This is a genomic window from Stappia sp. ICDLI1TA098 (assembly GCF_054880955.1).
The window spans coordinates 237,783-253,157 of the sequence record NZ_JBTZBT010000001.1 but is presented as its reverse complement, the minus strand read 5'-3'; the positions used below and the strand labels follow the sequence as shown (position 1 = coordinate 253,157).

Below are 15,375 nucleotides of genomic sequence, written 5' to 3'. Positions count from 1 at the left end.
TCTCGCTCTCAGAAGGAGGCATCGGCAAGCTCCCGATCGGCGGCACGCGCCTCGTCGCGCAGGAGATGCCAGAGATCCCGCTGTATCGCCTCTAGCCGGGTATCTCCCGGTCCGCGATCCGCCAGGTCACGGTCGATCGATACGATCTCGCGGATCTTTCCCGGTCGGCGGGACAGCAACACGATGCGATGACCGAGACGCACGGCCTCTGCCAGATTGTGGGTCACATAGCAGGCGGTGAAGCGCTCGCGCTGCCAGAGCCCGACCAGATCGTCCATCAGCAGTTCCCGGGTCTGGCTGTCGAGCGCGGAAAGCGGCTCGTCCATCAGCATCACGGCGGGCCGGACGGCCAGCGCCCGGGCGATGGCAACCCGTTGGCGCATGCCGCCGGAAAGCTGACGCGGAAGCGCCTTGCGGAAATCGGTCAGCGAGGTGCGCGCAAGCACGTCGTCGATCACCCGGGCGCGCTCCGCCGCGCTCAGCGGATGGTCCTCCAGCACCAGCGAGATATTGCCCTCGACACTGCGCCAGGGCAGCAGGGCAAAGTCCTGGAAGACATAGGTCAAGGGGTTGAGGCATCCCTCCGGCGCGGTGCCGGAGACCAGCACCTCGCCGGCCGTGGGCAGCTCCAATCCCCCGATGAAGCGCAAAAGCGTCGACTTCCCGCAGCCGGAAGGGCCGATGATGCAGACGATTTCCCCCTCGCTGATGGCGAGATCGATGCCGCTAAGGACCTCGGTCTCGCCATAGCTGTGGCAAATGCCTTTCAAGATGAGATCCATCGGACCTTCCGTTGCCGGTTGTCAGGCCTCCTGGCCTGTCCTGTCACTCGGTTTCGACGAACTGGCTGTCGACAAGCATGTCGAGCGTCACGCCTTCCGGCACGAGCTTCTCGGACTTGAACCAGTCAAGCTGGTCGGTGATGGAGGTCAGGTTCAGCTTGGCGTTCTCATTGACGCGCATCGCGCCATTGCGGATCGAGGTCGATGCCTTCTCCAGCGGCTGGTCGGCATAAACGTACTTGTGCAGGAGCTCGACCATCGCCGCCGCGTCCTCCTCGCCCGAGGTCTTGTCGACCAGCGCCGCGTTGAAATCCGCAGCGCCCTTCGAGAAGGCGACAAGGAAACGCTTCACCAGCTCCGGCTTGTCGACAGTATTGGCCGTGGAAGTGAATACGGTCGTGACCTGATAGTTGGGAATATAGTCGGCGACCATGCCGATGGCCTCGATCTGGTCACCGGCGGCAAGCGGCTTGGCAATGTGCGGCACGATTGCCCAGGCATCGATCTGGCCGCTTTTCAGCGCGCCGATCACCGCACCCACCTTCTGCAGCGGACGCAGGGTGATCTCGGACCGGTCGAAACCTTCCTTGTCAGCGATCTTGTGGGCGATGTAGTGGAACGAGGAGCCCGTCTGTGTGATGCCGAAACTCCGCCCCTTGAGCGCGGCCGGAGTGGTCAGGCCCGCGTCATAGGCAGCCTTCGAGGCAAGGATCATCTGCCCCTCGATGCCCGGCTCCTCCTGCAGCGCGCCGCCAACCACCTTGATCGCGCCCTTGCGCGCAAGGCTGATGAGACCGCCGGAGATCGCCGTAACGCCGAAGTCGACATCGCCCGAGGCGATGGCGACCGCCATCGGCTGGGCCGCCTGAAAATACTCGAAGGTGACATCGAGCCCCTGCTCGGCGAAATAGCCGCGCTCGAAGGCGACAAAGCTCGGCGCGTGCGAGGTGAAGCGCAACGCGCCCACAGTGATCTTGTCATTGGCTTCGGCCGCGCCATGGCCAGCAACAAGGCTGACTGCGACAAGGCCGGCGATGGCCAGTTTCCTGAACATGATGAATTCCTCCCCGATAGGCGACCTTTGCGGACACCCATCTGTCCCGGTCGTCCGAAACCCGTGCCGCAACGAGCTGCACACCGGAGCGCGTGCGCCGTCACGGGGTGGTGAAGTGAGCGCAGCGGGGAAGGATTGTCAATCCGGACAGGGAGGAAGCCTGTCCGAAACAGCAAGGGCCGGGGCAAAATGCCCCGGCCCTTGCCTCGAACAGAGGATGCCTGTCGCCTGTCAGGCCGCGGAGACACTCTGGAGGAAGCTGTCGACGCGGGTGCGCAACGTCGTCGCCCTGTCGTTCACCTCGGCGGAAGCCGACAGAACGCGCGTTGCGGACTCGCTGGTTTCCTCGACCTGCTGCGTGATCTCCGCGATAGAGCCGGACACATTGCGCGTGCCATTCGCCGCAACCTGCACGCTGGAGGAGATCTCGTCGGTCGCCGCCCCTTGCTGCTCGACCGCAGCCGCAATCGAGGAAGTGTACTGGCTAACCTCGTCCATCGTCGTGCTGATCTCGCCGATGGCGCCAACGGCCTCCGTCGAGGCGGCCTGGATCGCCGCGATCTGGGAGCCGATTTCCTCGGTCGCCTTCGAGGTCTGGGTGGCGAGTTCCTTGACCTCGGCAGCAACAACCGCAAAGCCCCTGCCCGCCTCGCCGGCGCGCGCGGCCTCGATGGTTGCATTCAGCGCCAGCAGGTTGGTCTGCTCGGCAATCGCCTGGATCAGCGAGACCACATCACCGATCCGGCTTGCCGCATCTGCAAGCCCGCCGATCCGCGTGTTGGTGTGGGCGGCCTTGGCGACGGCTCCGGCGACAATGTCGTTGGTGCTGGAAACCTGGCGGCCGATCTCCTGGATCGAAGCGGCGAGTTCCTCCGCCGCCGAAGCGACGGACTGCACGTTCTCCGAGGTTTCGCTTGCCGCCGTCGTCGCCGTGTTGGCGCCTCCCGCTGCGGTTTCTGCAACCCGGGTCAGAGCCTCGGCGGTTGCCTGCATCTGATCGGCGTTGGCATTGACCCCGTCGAGCATGCCGGAGACATCGACGCGGAAGGCCTCGACGAGCTTGCCGATCTCCGCGGCGCGTTCCTCGACAGCCTTCTGTGTCTGCTCCTGGGCCCGGGCCAGTTCCTGGCGTTCGCGGGCATTGTCGCGAAAGACCACCACCGAGCGGGTCATGTCGTCTATCTCGTCAGCCTGACTGTCCTCGGGCAGTGTCACGCCCACGTCGCCACCTGCGAGCTGGTGCATGGCAGACGAAAGCCGCCGGATGCGGCCAGACAGCCAGCGCGAGAATATGATGCCGACCGCCAGTGCCGCAATCAGGGCGGTGACGCTGATCGCCAGGATCCATGTCTTGAGACTGCCAAGCGGCGCCATCACCTCGGCCAGATCCTGAACCACCAGGATCGCATAGTCGCGACCGAGAAAGGAGATAGGAGCCGCGGCTGCCTCGACGGAGCGCCCGTCGAAATCGTCGATGGTCTCGAAGTTGATCTCCGAACCGCCGAGGGACCCGCGCACCAGCGGCACGTCGGCCATACGGCTCATCAGCTCGTTGCGCGAGGGCGTGCGCGGGCTGTCGTTGAGGATAAGCCCGTCCTGGCTGACCATGAAGACGTTGCCCGTCTCCCCCAGCCCCGCATAGCGGGCCAGGATCGCTTCCAGGACCCCATTCGGGAACTCGAACACCAGCACGCCAAGCATCTTGCTTCCAAGCGTGATGGGAACGGCGACATGACCCGCCGGCGTGCCGCCGAGCGGCGCATAAGGGGCGATGTCCGCCATATGCGATGCCCCAGGATCTCCGGCCACAGATGCCTCGAAAACCTGCGCGATCGTCGTATCCTTCCACGCGGGGTCGCGCAGATTGACCGCAAAATCGGATCGTTTCTCGACGCTGTAGAGAACATTGCCCTCGGGATCGACAAGCAGCATGTCGCTGAGCTTGTTGTCGCGCGCATGCTGGCGCAGCATGGGATGCAGCTTCTTGTGCACCCGGTCATAGGGTTTGCGCCCGGCGCTGTCGAGCTCCGAACGCTGCCCTGCCTCGTGCGGATTGTCCGTCACATAGGCTGCGGCGAGCGTCCCACTCGCCGCGTCGCCGTATTTGCTCCAGGCCGTCGCGAATTCCGCGACTGCGGCGCGCACGGTCTTGCTTTCGGCAAAGGAAGCGAGCCCTGCGCTCAGGTTCTCGAGATAGTCGTTGAGTGCGTCGCGACGGGTCTCCGCCAGCGCGGTCAGACGGTTGTGCGCCAGGTTCTGGATGGTCGACGAGCTTGAGAGATAGCTGGCCAGTCCGACTCCCGTCGAGCAGACGAGCGCAAGACCGACGATGATCGACGGCAGTTTTGCGGAAATTTTCACGTCGAACTCCCTGGATCAGGGCATCTTCCTTGATGCCTCTGTGAGTGATTCACGCGAGGGAAGGACGCGGGTCCGTATATCCGGACTTTCCGTCGACCGTCTGCCTGCGTAGCCGGGCGCCCGCATCTGCGCGCGGGCGCCCGATGCGGGGCCTAGAGCTTCTCGACGTTGACGCCGAAGGTCGCCGCGCCGATGACCTCCCCGGTCGCCGGATCGACGACGGGCACGCTCACCTGGCTCTGGACGGTCTGGGTGGACTCGTCTTCTTCCAGATCGCTGATATGAGTTGCACCGGCGCCCTTGGAGAAAGTCTCCTGCCACTTGGCCTCGTCGCCCTGCCAGAAGTCCGAGGTGACCTCGCTCTGGCCGACGTTTAGCCCCTTCGCATCCATCACGAAGATCTCGGTGAACAGGCCGTCGCTCGCCTCCTGAACCTCGGACAGGAATACCGAAACGGGCCGCTCCATGACCTCATCGATCATCGGCTGATCGGCGGAATCGGCTTCCGCGCGCCACGCCTTGTCCAGTTCGTCGATCTTCGCCTGGTCGTAACCCGCCGTCTGCGCGTTCTGCGCCTTGATGGCATCGATCACGGACGCAGACGAAACCACCTCGGCGATCCTGCCGGTGGCAAGCGCCTTGAGCTCCGCCTCGAATTGGTTGGCAAGCGCCGGCGTGGCAAGCCCGAACAGCGCAATCATCAGTCCAGCAACAAAAGCTTTCATTCTCTCTTCCCCTTCTTGCGTCCTCTCCCTTGGGATGCCCTTGCGGAGACCGCGGAACACCAGTCGGACGAGATTAATTCAATCACCTTTAGAGGCGACCTTTACCAAAATCCCCTACGTCAATATTGCGATTTTTACTTAAAATCACGTGAACACAGACAAACCCTTCTCGCAGAGGAACTTGGCTCGCGCAGAAATTTGCAAGGCAGATGCAAATTGGGATCAGCAGGCGTGCGCGATGAATGCCGAAGGCAGGTTTTCCGCCGCACTCTTGCCCTTTCAGGCGGCTTCGGCTATGAGAGCCGCGCGCACCTGCACCCCTGGAGGCGGCGCGACCGGGCCGTTGCCCGCTCATCCGGAAGCCGCTTGCGGACAACGGCTGGGCACAAGGGCCCATTATTTCATGAAACCCAAGGAGAACTGCCATGGCTGAAGGCTATGTGCTGAAGGCATCGGCTCGGGACCGGGTTGGCAAGGGGGCCGCTCGTTCGCTGCGCCGTGAAGGCCTTATCCCCGCCGTCATTTACGGCGACAAGAAGCCCGCCCTGCCGATTGCGATTCCGCTGAAGGAAGCCACGCTCGCCCTGCATCGCGGCGGCTTCATGACCCATCTCGGAAGCATCGACATCGACGGCACCACGCACACCGTGATCGCCAAGGATTACCAGCTCGATCCGGTCCGTGATGACCTCATTCACGTCGACTTCCTGCGCGTTGCCAAGGGCAGCGAGCTGACGGTCGACATTCCGGTTCACTTCATCAACGAAGAGAAGTGCCCGGGCATCAAGGCTGGCGGCGTCCTCAACGTCGTGCGCCACACCGTCGAGATGACCGTCCCGGCTGACAGCATTCCGGATTCGCTGGTCGTCGACCTCGCCACCGCGAAGGTCGGTGAGTCGATCCACATCTCCTCGGTCACCATTCCGGCTGGCTGCGTCCCGACGATCTCCGACCGTGACTTCACGATCGCCACGATCGCGGCTCCGGGCGGCGGCGCCTCTTCCGACGACGAAGAGACGACGGAAGCCGAGACCACCGAAGAGTGATACGTACGGTCGGCCGGAGCCTTTTCCGGCCGACCCCTTGCCTCGCGGTGACGGAGAGAAACGATGCGCCTCATCGTCGGCCTCGGCAATCCGGGCGCCAAATACTCCCGCAACCGGCACAATATCGGCTTCCTGGCCGTCGATGCCATTCATGAACACAACGCCGGTTTCTCGCCCTGGCGCGGTCGCTTTCACGCCGAAGTGAGCGAAGGCCTGCTCGCCGGGGAGAAGGTTCTCCTCATGAAGCCGCAGACGTTCATGAACGACTCCGGCCGCGCCGTCGGCGAGGCCGCCCGTTTCTTCAAGATTTCTCCCGCCGACGTCCTCGTGCTTTACGACGAACTCGATCTCGTTCCCGGCAAGGTGCGGGTCAAGACCGGCGGAGGCAGCGGCGGCCACAACGGCATCCGTTCCATCGACGCGCATCTCGGCAAGGACTATGTCCGCGTTCGTCTCGGCATCGGGCATCCCGGCCACAAGGACCGGGTCATCGGCTATGTCCTCGGCGACTTCGCGAAGGTCGACGCCGACTGGCTCGATCCGCTCCTCGACGGGATCGGCCGAGAGGCGGCGCTTTTGGCAGGTGGACGCGAGGCGGAATTCTGCAACCGCATGCACCGCGTCCTGAACCCGGCTGACGACGGTCCGGCCAAGACCGGCAAAAAGACGACACCCGCAGCCGTCGATGCGCACGCGCGGCCCCCAGCCGCGGTCGCCGCACCGCTTGCGGGAGAACAGAAAAAAGGCGGCGCGCTCGCCGATCAGTTGGCGCGCATGTTTGGAAAGAAGGATCACTCCTGATGGGTTTTCAGTGCGGCATCGTTGGCCTGCCGAATGTGGGCAAGTCCACGCTCTTCAACGCGCTGACGCGCACCGCGGCGGCACAGGCCGCCAACTATCCCTTCTGCACGATCGAGCCGAACACCGGCGAAGTCGCCGTTCCCGATCCGCGCATGAAGGCGATTGCCGGCATCGCCAAGTCTGCGAACATCCTGCCGACCCGCCTGACCTTCGTCGACATCGCCGGCCTGGTGCGCGGCGCCTCCAAGGGTGAGGGCCTGGGCAACCAGTTCCTTGCCAACATCCGCGAGGTCGACGCCATCGCGCACGTGCTGCGCTGCTTCGAGGACGACGACATCACCCATGTCGATGGCCGTATCGACCCGATCGCCGACGCCCAGACCGTCGAGACCGAGCTGATGATCGCCGACATGGAGAGCCTTGAGCGCAGGCTCGCCCCGCTGAAGAAGAAGGCGACCGTCGGCGACAAGGAAGCCAAGGCCGCTGTTCCGGTGATGGAAGGCGCGCTTGAGCTGCTGCGCGAAGGCAAGGCCGCGCGCCTGCTGGAGGTTTCCACGCCCGAGGAGAGGAAGATCCTCGACGGGCTGAACCTTCTGACGACGAAGCCGATCCTCTATGTCTGCAATGTCGAGGAAGCCTCGGCCTCAAGCGGCAACGCCCAGTCGGAGCGCGTGCGCGAGATGGCCGAAGCGGAAGGTGCCGCTTGCGTGGTCATCTCGGCTGCCATTGAAGCCGAGATCGCCCAGCTCGACGACGAGGAGCAGGCCGAATACATGGAATCCATGGGGCTCACGGAGCCCGGCCTCGACCGGCTTATTCGCGCCGGCTACGAGCTTCTCGGCCTGATCACCTATTTCACCGCCGGACCGAAGGAAACCCGCGCCTGGACCATCCGCCAGGGTACCAAGGCACCGCAGGCCGCCGGCGTCATCCACAGTGACTTCGAACGCGGCTTCATCCGCGCCCAGACCATCGCCTTCGACGACTATGTCGCACTCGGCGGCGAGGCAGGGGCCAAGGAAGCGGGCAAGGCGCGCGACGAAGGCAAGGAATATGTCGTGCGCGATGGTGACGTTCTGCTGTTCAGGTTCAACACCTGACCGGCTCTCGTTCGAAGAACCAATATTGGGGCGGTGATCCGGATCACCGCCCCTTTTCGTTTCATTGTTCCAGTTTTTCTCGCATTTTTTTCTCTCCCTTAAGGAGCTACGGGCTAGGCAACAGGCAATGATGTTTCGTCATTCGTTCCATGACACAGGCCGGGGACCCGCCAAATGATCCGACAGAAGCTTCTTGCCGCCGCCACCGCCGCCATGATGGCCGGCGCCAGTTTCCTCCCGAGCGTCGCGCTCGCCTGCACCCGCACGGTCTACGTCGGCGACGACAACACGGTGATCACCGGTCGCAACATGGACTGGATGGAGGACATGCAGACCGACCTCTGGGTGTTCCCGCGCGGCATGGCCCGCTCCGGCAACGCCGGCGAGGGGTCGCCCGAATGGACCTCGAAATACGGCAGCGTGATCGCGTCGGGCTACAACATCGCCAGCGCCGACGGCATGAACGAGAAGGGTCTTGTCGCCAACCTGCTCTATCTCGCCGAATCCGACTACGGCGACAGCAAGACCGGTGCGCCGATGGTGATCGGCATGTGGGCCCAATACGTGCTCGACAATTTCGCCAGCGTCTCGGAAACGGTGCAGGCGATGCAGGACAAGCCTCTGCGCATCATCGCACCGAAGCTTCCCAACGGCTCCGCCGCGACGCTGCACCTGTCGATTTCCGATGCCACGGGCGATTCCGCAATCTTCGAGTACATCGGCGGTAAGCTCGTCATCCACCATGGCAAACAGTACAAGGTGATGACCAACTCGCCGACCTTCGACCAGCAGCTTGCCCTCAACGCCTATTGGGAGCGCATCGGCGGCGATACCTTCCTTCCCGGCACCAACAGTGCGGCGGACCGGTTCGTGCGCGCCTCCTTCCTGCTTGGCGCGACGACCAAGTCGACGGACAAGAACTTCATCTCCGCCGTTCCCGGCCAGGCCTACGCCCACCAGGCGGTCGCCCAGTCGCTGTCCGTCATGCGCAGCGTCAGCGTTCCCCTCGGCATCACCACACCCGGCCAGCCAAACATCGCCTCCACGCTCTGGCGGACGGCATCGGACCAGACGAATCTGGTCTATTATTTCGACTCCGCCACGACCCCCAACACCTTCTGGGTGAATTTCGCCGATATCGACTTCGCGGAAACAGCGAAGCCGAAGAAGCTCGCTATCGCCGGCGGCCACTATTACGCCGGCAACGCCGCCGACTCCTTCGTGGAAAGCGAACCTTTCACCTTCATGTCGGTGAAGTAAAAGCCGCCAGGTCTCCCGGGCCGCAGGTGCTCCAGGACACACAGCCCCCCTTGCGGCAGGCCACCAACCTGCCGCAAGGGCAGCCGCACCACGCACTCGACAGCCATCGCACTGGCGTATAGACCGGCTGCATGAGCACGTTCCGCCATTTCGAGGACTTCGAGCCGGGGCAGGTCATCCCGCTCGGCAGCAAGCTCGTCGACCGCGACGAAGTGATCGCGTTCGCGACAGAATTCGACCCGCAGCCCTTCCACCTCGACGAGGAGGCAGGCAAGGCCTCCGTGCTCGGCGGTCTCGCAGCCTCCGGCTGGCATACAAGCTCGATGCTGATGCGGCTGATGTGCGACGGCCTGCTGCTCGCCTCAAGTTGCAACGGGTCGCCCGGCATCGACGAAGTGCGCTGGATGCGCCCCGTGTTTCCTGGCGACACACTGAACGCAACGGCCGAGGTGCTCACGACGCGCGCCCTGCGCTCGCGCCCCGGTCTCGGCGTCGTCACCCTGCGCATGACCCTCGTCAATCAGCACGGTGTCCCGGTCATGACGCTCGAGAACAGCATCCTCTTCGGTCGCAGGGAGAGCGCTGCATGATCTGGTTTGAGGATCTCGAGATCGGCGCCAGGCGCGAACTCGGCAGTTTCACCTTCACCGCCGAGGACATCATCCGCTTCGCGACAGCCTTCGATCCCCAGCGGTTTCATCTGTCCGAGGAAGGCGCGGCCGAGACCCATTTCGGACGGCTGTGCGCGTCGGGATGGCACACCGCCGCCATCTGGATGAAACTGATGGTCGCGAGTTTCGCCCGCGAGGTCGCCGAGACCGGCGATCACCTGCGCGTCGGCCCCTCCCCCGGCTTCACCGACATGAAGTGGCTCAAGCCCGTCTTTGCCGGCGACACGATCACCTATTCCTCGACGATCATCGAGACCAAGCCGCTGAAGACACGCCCCGCCTGGGGCATTGCCGTGCATCGCAACGAGGGCGTCAACCAGGACGGCGAGACGGCATTCTCCTTCATCGGCAAGGTTCTGGTCGCGCGCCGGCCCAAGAGCGATGACGCCACGCCGCCCCCGAACGCCACCAGCGTCTGAGACACCCGAAGGGCCAGCCAGCGGGCACGACCGCGGCCGAGACCGGGCAAGACCGGTCGCCACGGCGTCGGCCGGGGTTTCTTCGTTAACGCCTTGTTCACTCTTAACTCTTTTTTAACAGGTGCCGGCCGATACAGAGTACATCTGATGGTTGCAGGACTTTGCCTGCCCCTGTGCCGACAGTTCGGTGCCATGCGGGCGACGACGTCAGGCATCCATCCCCGAGGGCGGAGGACGTCGCGATGTCGGTGCTATCTCTTCTCAAGACGGCTTCAAGCCTCGCAGGGCTTTCCTCCCGCGTCTCCCAGGAGCGGAACGCCCGCCTTTTCAATGCTTTCGCGAGCCAGACCGACGCAACACTGAAAAACCTCGCCAGTGGCGGCATCTCCTTGAGCGAGGACACGGTCAAGGAGATCAAGGACACCGTCGAGATCAGCCAGCAGCTGCAGCGCGCGGTCGACCAGATGAAGGACGCTTCACGCTCGAACAAGGCCGCCGAGATCAAGCAGAAGATCGAGGAGCTGAAGCAGCGCCTGCAATTCGCAACGCCGAAGCAGGCCAAGGCGATGCTTCGCGAACTCAAGGCCCTGGCGCAGGACTTCAAGGGCGCGGCCGCGCAGTTGGGCTCGGATGCAGCCGGGTTGTCATCGGGCGCCTCGGGTGCCGGTGTCCGCGATGCGCAAGGCACGGCCGCCTCCGAAGACGCACAAGGTGCCGTGGCAGCTGGCGTGGCAAGCAATGAGGCGCACGTCGGCGCGGATACGCAAGCCCCCACGTCCGTACCGGGCAAAGCCACAGCCGCAACCGAGGCAAAGCCATCCGGCAAGCCCGGGGACGAGAGTGACACAAACTCGGCGAGCAAGACCGACAATGAGCCGAGCCAGGAAGAGCTGAAGTCCGCCCTGCAGGCCTATATCGGCGCGCAGCAGACGGAAGAGGAGGCGGCGAACCGCTCCCGAGCCGTGGGGATGAAAAAAGAGCGCGAAGATCTGAAGAAGCTCGGTGAGGAATTGAAGCAGCTGGCGAAGAAGATCGAGGATCTTGCCCGCCGCGACCAGACGGACGAGACGGAAAGCCGAGCCGACAAGCGCGCAACCGATCAGGCCGTGAGCGAGGGCAAGCAAGCCCTCGACAGCCCGGGGCTAGCCCAGTCGCTCAACCGGGCGCTTTCCGATGGGTCGGTGAGCGCCACCACGGCTCAGGCCTCGGGAGAGGCCGGCATCGCCCCCGCGCAAGCAAGCCTTGCCTATTCCGCCGGCCTCCCCCCTGCCGGGCTGAGCGTCCCGTCCCTGACGTCTCCCCAGACGCTGATCCTTTAGAGCGCCCTTGCGAAGACGACTTCGTCGCGGATCGGGATACCGTATTCTCCGAGAAGCGGAATTTCCGGCTTGAGCTTGCGTTCCTCGTCGATCGCGCCAGGCACAATCTTCTCCAACCGGAACCCGCGCCTCTGATAGAAGCGAAAGGCATCGAGGTTGTCGTTCGACGTGCGAACCAGCAGCCGGCGAATGCCCGTCTCGATGGCCGCGCCGACCACCGCATTGAGCAGAAGCGTTCCAACACCGCTCCACCGGCTGAGAGAATCCAGCGTCAGGATCTCCCACTCACGATCTCGCTGAATCAGGGTGACAAGACCGAGAATGACGGCTTCCTCGTCCTCGGCGATGAAACCGGGCAGGAGCGACCCGTCGATCATCTCCCCTTCGATGAGGATATGCGGGCTCGTCCACCGGCGCGTCAGCAACTCGACGACGGCGTCATGATCGGCATCCTGCTTCTCGCGAATGTTCACGGCCATGGCCAGCTCCCCTTGTCCGCGCGGTCGTCCTGCCGCGCCTTGATCGATTATGGCTCCGGTCCCGGCGGGGGACCAATGAGAAATTCCCGCTGGAAAGTCCGCTCAGCGCCGCAGCAGGCGCTCCGCCAGACCCGTGCGAACCTGCCAGCGCGACCTCTCCAGTTCGGGATCGAGATGCTCCTCGACCGGCAGGCCAAGGCAAAGATAGGCAACGAGCCGCCACCCCTCGGGCACATCGAGCGCGGTGCTCACCCGGTCCGGCTCGAGGATCGAAACCCAGCCAACCCCGACACCGCGCGCCCGCGCCGACAGCCACAATGTGTTGACCGCGCAAACGCAGGAATAGGCCAGCATCTCCGGCATGGTACGCCGCCCCAGACCGTGCCCCTGGCCGGTCTCCTCGTCACAGAACACGGCGAGTTGCACGGGAGCCGCATCCAGACCCTCGAGCTTCAGCCGGGCGTAGTCCGCCCCCTTGTCGGAAGCGTAGCTTTCAAGCGCGTCGCGATTGGCCCTCAGGAAGCTTTCGCGCACCAGCCGGCGGCGGTCCGCCTCCTCCACAAGCACAAAGCGCCAGGGTTGGCTGTTGCCGACCGACGGAGCCATGTGGGCCTCGGCAAGGATGTCCTCGACAAGTGCCGGCGGGAGCGGATCTCGGCGGAAGCGCCGCACGTCGCGCCGCCAGGCGAGCAGGTCGTGAAAGCCTGCCAGAAACGTCTCGTCGAAGGGGGACGCCCCGTGCGTCGGTCCGGGTCGCGCGTCCGATGCGCGCTGCGGGGCGTCCTCCTGCGTCAATGTCCCGCGAACTCCACGAGCGTGCGGACGGGAACGCCAAGCGCCTCGACCTTCGCACGGCCGCCGAGGTCCGGCAGATCGATGATGAAGCAGGCGGCGAGGACCTCGGCTCCCATCTGCTGGAGAAGCCGGGTGGCGGCCTCGGCCGTCCCGCCGGTCGCGATCAGGTCATCGACAAGGATAACCTTGTCGCCCGGCAGGATCGCATCCTTGTGCATCTCCATCTCGTCAAGCCCGTATTCCAGCGAATAGGCAATACGGACCGTCTCGTGCGGCAGCTTGCCCTTCTTGCGGATCGGCACGAAACCAGCGGAAATCTGATGCGCAACCGCGCCGCCGAGAATGAAGCCACGGGCCTCGATACCGGCGACCTTGTCGACCTTCGATCCGGCCCAGGGTTGCACCAGCGCGTCGACGGCACGGCGAAACGCCCGCGCATCGCCAAGCAGCGTGGTGATGTCACGGAAAAGAATACCGGGCTTGGGATAGTCCGGAATGGTGCGGATCGCGGCCAGCAGTTCAGCCGATACGCTGTCGTTCGTCATGTTCAGTCCCGTGTTCGGCGTGCCGAGCGTCAAGCATCATCGGCACCTGTCGTTCATGTTCAAGCCTGCGATTTTTCGGGAGGCTTGCCCGCTATCAACTCAACCCTTTGACGCCAGCACTCGACCGGCGACGGCATCGAGCTTGGACAGCAGGGCCGGATCGCGCATTTCGGGCGCGGTCATCAGCGCATATTCAAGCGCCGTGTCGGAGCCGATCGGGCACGCCTCATGCTGGCGCGGCAGGTCTTTCGCCAGCCGTCCGACCAGCCGACGGGCGTTGTCGGCGTTCTCATGCAACACGCGCACGATGGCCTGGATATCGACCGCCCCGTGGTCGGGATGCCAGCTGTCGTAGTCGGTCACCATGGCGACGGTCGCGTAGCAGATCTCTGCCTCGCGGGCGAGCTTCGCCTCGGGCATGTTGGTCATGCCGATCACGTCGCAGCCCCACTCCCGGTACAGCCTGCTTTCTGCGAGCGAGGAAAACTGCGGCCCCTCCATGGCAAGATAGGTTCCGCCGCGGTGGAAGGTCAGCGCTTCCGCGCCAGCGGCCGCTGCAATGTGATCGACGAGCAGCGGAGACACGGGATCAGCCATCGAGACATGGGCCACGCAGCCCTTGCCGAAGAAGCTTTTCGGCCGGGCAAAGGTCCTGTCGATAAACTGGTCGACAAGAACGAAGTGTCCCGGCGCATAGGCCTCGCGCAACGACCCGCATGCGGAAACGGATACAAGCGAGGTAACGCCGCAGCGCTTCATCACGTCGATGTTCGCCCGATAGTTGATGTCGGAGGGCGCGAGCCGGTGGCCGCGTCCGTGACGCGGCAGGAACACGACCTTCAGGCCGTCGACGCGGCCAATGCGCACGGCATCCGAGGGCTCCCCCCACGGGCTTTCCACCGCCACCCATTCGGCGTCCTGAAGATCGGGAAGGTCGTAGAGGCCCGATCCGCCGATCACGCCCAGCACCGCATCGCTCATTCGCTCAAGCTCCCTGTCTAGGTCTTCCGTTTCTCTTGCCACATTCGTCCGCCCGCGCCAATCAGAAGGCCACGGCAACGAAAAGGGCCGCCGCATCGGATGCGGCGGCCCTGATTTTCGAACTCCTGGCGAAGCGCCGTCGGATCAGTGCTCGACGTCGCGCCAGATCGCCTTCTTGGTGAAGTAGAGGAGCGATGCGAAAACGATCAGGAAGATCATCACGCGGAAGCCCATCTCCTTGCGCGCCTCGAGCTTCGGCTCGGCCATCCACATCATGAAGGCCGCGACGTCGCGCGAATACTGGTCGACCGTCATCGGCGTACCGTCGGTGTACTCGACCTGCTCGTCGGACAGCGGCGGAGCCATGCCGATCGGACCGCCCGTCAGATGGGTTTCGCCCTTGCACGCCTCAAAGGTGATCGAGCCACCAAGGAACTTCGTGTTGTAGTTGCCCATGAAGTCCTCGCCGAAACAGGCGGGAGCTTCCTCGTAGCCGGTCAGCAGGCCGTAGATGTAGTCCGGCCCCTGCTCCTGGTACTGGGTGAACGCGTCGAAGATGAAGAGCGGGAAGCCGCTGTGCCCGGCGCGGGCCTTGGCCAGCGTCGAGAAGTCCGGCGGATAGGCGCCGCCATTGGACGCGCGCGCAGCCTGCTCGTTGGGGAACGGCGACGGCCAGTGGTCGGACAGGACCGCCGGCCCCTCGATCGGCTCGCCAGTGTCGTCGACGCCCTTGGGGACGGTGTATTCGGCCGCGATCACCTTGGCCTGATCATCGGTGTAGCCGAGGCCACCATCCTGAGACAGGTTGCGGAAGGCCAGGAACTTCGCCGCGTGACAGGACGAACAGACTTCCTTGAAGACCTTGAAGCCGCGCTGAAGCTGGGCTTCGTCATAGGACCCGAACGGGCCGGCGAACGACCACTGCTGGCGCTCGATGTGCGGCGCCTGTCCGGCGGCGAAGGCCGGGGTGGCAAGCGCAACGCCCGCCACCACCAGAACTGCGCCACGCACGGATGCGATCATAGTTTTCATGAGTG

At 64.2% G+C, this 15,375-nt stretch carries 16 protein-coding genes; 7 read left to right on the top strand and 9 right to left on the bottom strand.

Going from position 1 to position 15,375, the window contains the following annotated elements; genetic code table 11:
* Positions 1-8 precede the first annotated feature (8 nt).
* The 4 genes from ACSLUQ_RS01070 to ACSLUQ_RS01055 all read right to left on the bottom strand — a co-directional run bounded on the left by ACSLUQ_RS01070 (position 9) and on the right by ACSLUQ_RS01055 (position 4,922).
* Positions 9-782, bottom strand: coding sequence for an ABC transporter ATP-binding protein (locus ACSLUQ_RS01070; RefSeq protein ID WP_417771179.1), 774 nt, complete (start codon positions 780-782; stop codon positions 9-11).
* 43 nt (positions 783-825) lie between these two features.
* Positions 826-1,836: an ABC transporter substrate-binding protein gene (locus ACSLUQ_RS01065; protein ID WP_417771180.1), complete on the bottom strand. Its 1,011-nt coding sequence runs from the start codon at positions 1,834-1,836 to the stop codon at positions 826-828.
* A 231-nt stretch (positions 1,837-2,067) separates the two neighbouring features.
* Positions 2,068-4,197, bottom strand: coding sequence for a methyl-accepting chemotaxis protein (locus ACSLUQ_RS01060; RefSeq protein ID WP_417771181.1), 2,130 nt, complete (start codon positions 4,195-4,197; stop codon positions 2,068-2,070).
* A 152-nt stretch (positions 4,198-4,349) separates the two neighbouring features.
* Positions 4,350-4,922 (bottom strand): hypothetical protein, encoded by a 573-nt coding sequence (locus tag ACSLUQ_RS01055; protein ID WP_461807466.1) that lies wholly within the window; start codon positions 4,920-4,922, stop codon positions 4,350-4,352.
* 425 nt (positions 4,923-5,347) lie between these two features.
* On the opposite strand from ACSLUQ_RS01055, the gene ACSLUQ_RS01050 reads away from it, so the two are divergent.
* From ACSLUQ_RS01050 to ACSLUQ_RS01020, 7 genes are all read left to right on the top strand, one after another.
* Entirely contained in the window at positions 5,348-5,968 is a 621-nt protein-coding gene (locus ACSLUQ_RS01050; RefSeq protein WP_417771183.1) for a 50S ribosomal protein L25/general stress protein Ctc, read from the top strand.
* Positions 5,969-6,031: 63 nt separating this feature from the next.
* Positions 6,032-6,769, top strand: a complete 738-nt coding sequence (gene pth, locus ACSLUQ_RS01045; RefSeq protein ID WP_461807465.1) for an aminoacyl-tRNA hydrolase — start codon at positions 6,032-6,034, stop codon at positions 6,767-6,769.
* Positions 6,769-7,869: a redox-regulated ATPase YchF gene (ychF, locus tag ACSLUQ_RS01040; RefSeq protein WP_417771185.1), complete on the top strand. Its 1,101-nt coding sequence runs from the start codon at positions 6,769-6,771 to the stop codon at positions 7,867-7,869. Before pth ends, ychF begins: the two co-directional genes overlap by 1 nt.
* A gap of 174 nt (positions 7,870-8,043) precedes the next feature.
* Positions 8,044-9,129, top strand: coding sequence for a linear amide C-N hydrolase (locus ACSLUQ_RS01035; RefSeq protein WP_461807464.1), 1,086 nt, complete (start codon positions 8,044-8,046; stop codon positions 9,127-9,129).
* 131 nt (positions 9,130-9,260) lie between these two features.
* Positions 9,261-9,719 (top strand): MaoC family dehydratase, encoded by a 459-nt coding sequence (locus ACSLUQ_RS01030; protein WP_461807463.1) that lies wholly within the window; start codon positions 9,261-9,263, stop codon positions 9,717-9,719.
* On the top strand, positions 9,716-10,219 hold the full coding sequence (locus ACSLUQ_RS01025; RefSeq protein WP_461807462.1) for a MaoC family dehydratase: 504 nt from the start codon (positions 9,716-9,718) through the stop codon (positions 10,217-10,219). Before ACSLUQ_RS01030 ends, ACSLUQ_RS01025 begins: the two co-directional genes overlap by 4 nt.
* A 242-nt stretch (positions 10,220-10,461) precedes the next feature.
* Positions 10,462-11,538: a hypothetical protein gene (locus ACSLUQ_RS01020; protein ID WP_461807461.1), complete on the top strand. Its 1,077-nt coding sequence runs from the start codon at positions 10,462-10,464 to the stop codon at positions 11,536-11,538.
* On the opposite strand, the gene ACSLUQ_RS01015 is transcribed toward ACSLUQ_RS01020, so the two are convergent.
* From ACSLUQ_RS01015 to ACSLUQ_RS00995, 5 genes are all read right to left on the bottom strand, one after another.
* Positions 11,535-12,017, bottom strand: a complete 483-nt coding sequence (locus tag ACSLUQ_RS01015) for a GNAT family N-acetyltransferase (protein WP_417771190.1) — start codon at positions 12,015-12,017, stop codon at positions 11,535-11,537. The two genes, ACSLUQ_RS01020 and ACSLUQ_RS01015, sit on opposite strands and share 4 nt — an antisense overlap.
* Before the next feature lie 102 nt (positions 12,018-12,119).
* Positions 12,120-12,812 carry a 5,6-dimethylbenzimidazole synthase gene (gene bluB / locus ACSLUQ_RS01010; protein WP_461807460.1) on the bottom strand — a complete coding sequence of 231 codons (693 nt, stop codon included), beginning with the start codon at positions 12,810-12,812 and terminating at the stop codon, positions 12,120-12,122.
* Positions 12,809-13,357 carry an adenine phosphoribosyltransferase gene (locus ACSLUQ_RS01005; RefSeq protein WP_417771192.1) on the bottom strand — a complete coding sequence of 183 codons (549 nt, stop codon included), beginning with the start codon at positions 13,355-13,357 and terminating at the stop codon, positions 12,809-12,811. The genes bluB and ACSLUQ_RS01005 overlap by 4 nt, the downstream gene beginning before the upstream one ends.
* Before the next feature lie 99 nt (positions 13,358-13,456).
* The gene (locus ACSLUQ_RS01000) at positions 13,457-14,338 is read right to left on the bottom strand and encodes an S-methyl-5'-thioadenosine phosphorylase (RefSeq protein ID WP_461807459.1); all 882 of its coding nucleotides are present in this window, start codon (positions 14,336-14,338) and stop codon (positions 13,457-13,459) included.
* Positions 14,339-14,482: 144 nt separating this feature from the next.
* On the bottom strand, positions 14,483-15,370 hold the full coding sequence (locus ACSLUQ_RS00995; RefSeq protein ID WP_417771194.1) for a cytochrome c1: 888 nt from the start codon (positions 15,368-15,370) through the stop codon (positions 14,483-14,485).
* Between the last annotated feature and the right edge of the window lie 5 nt (positions 15,371-15,375).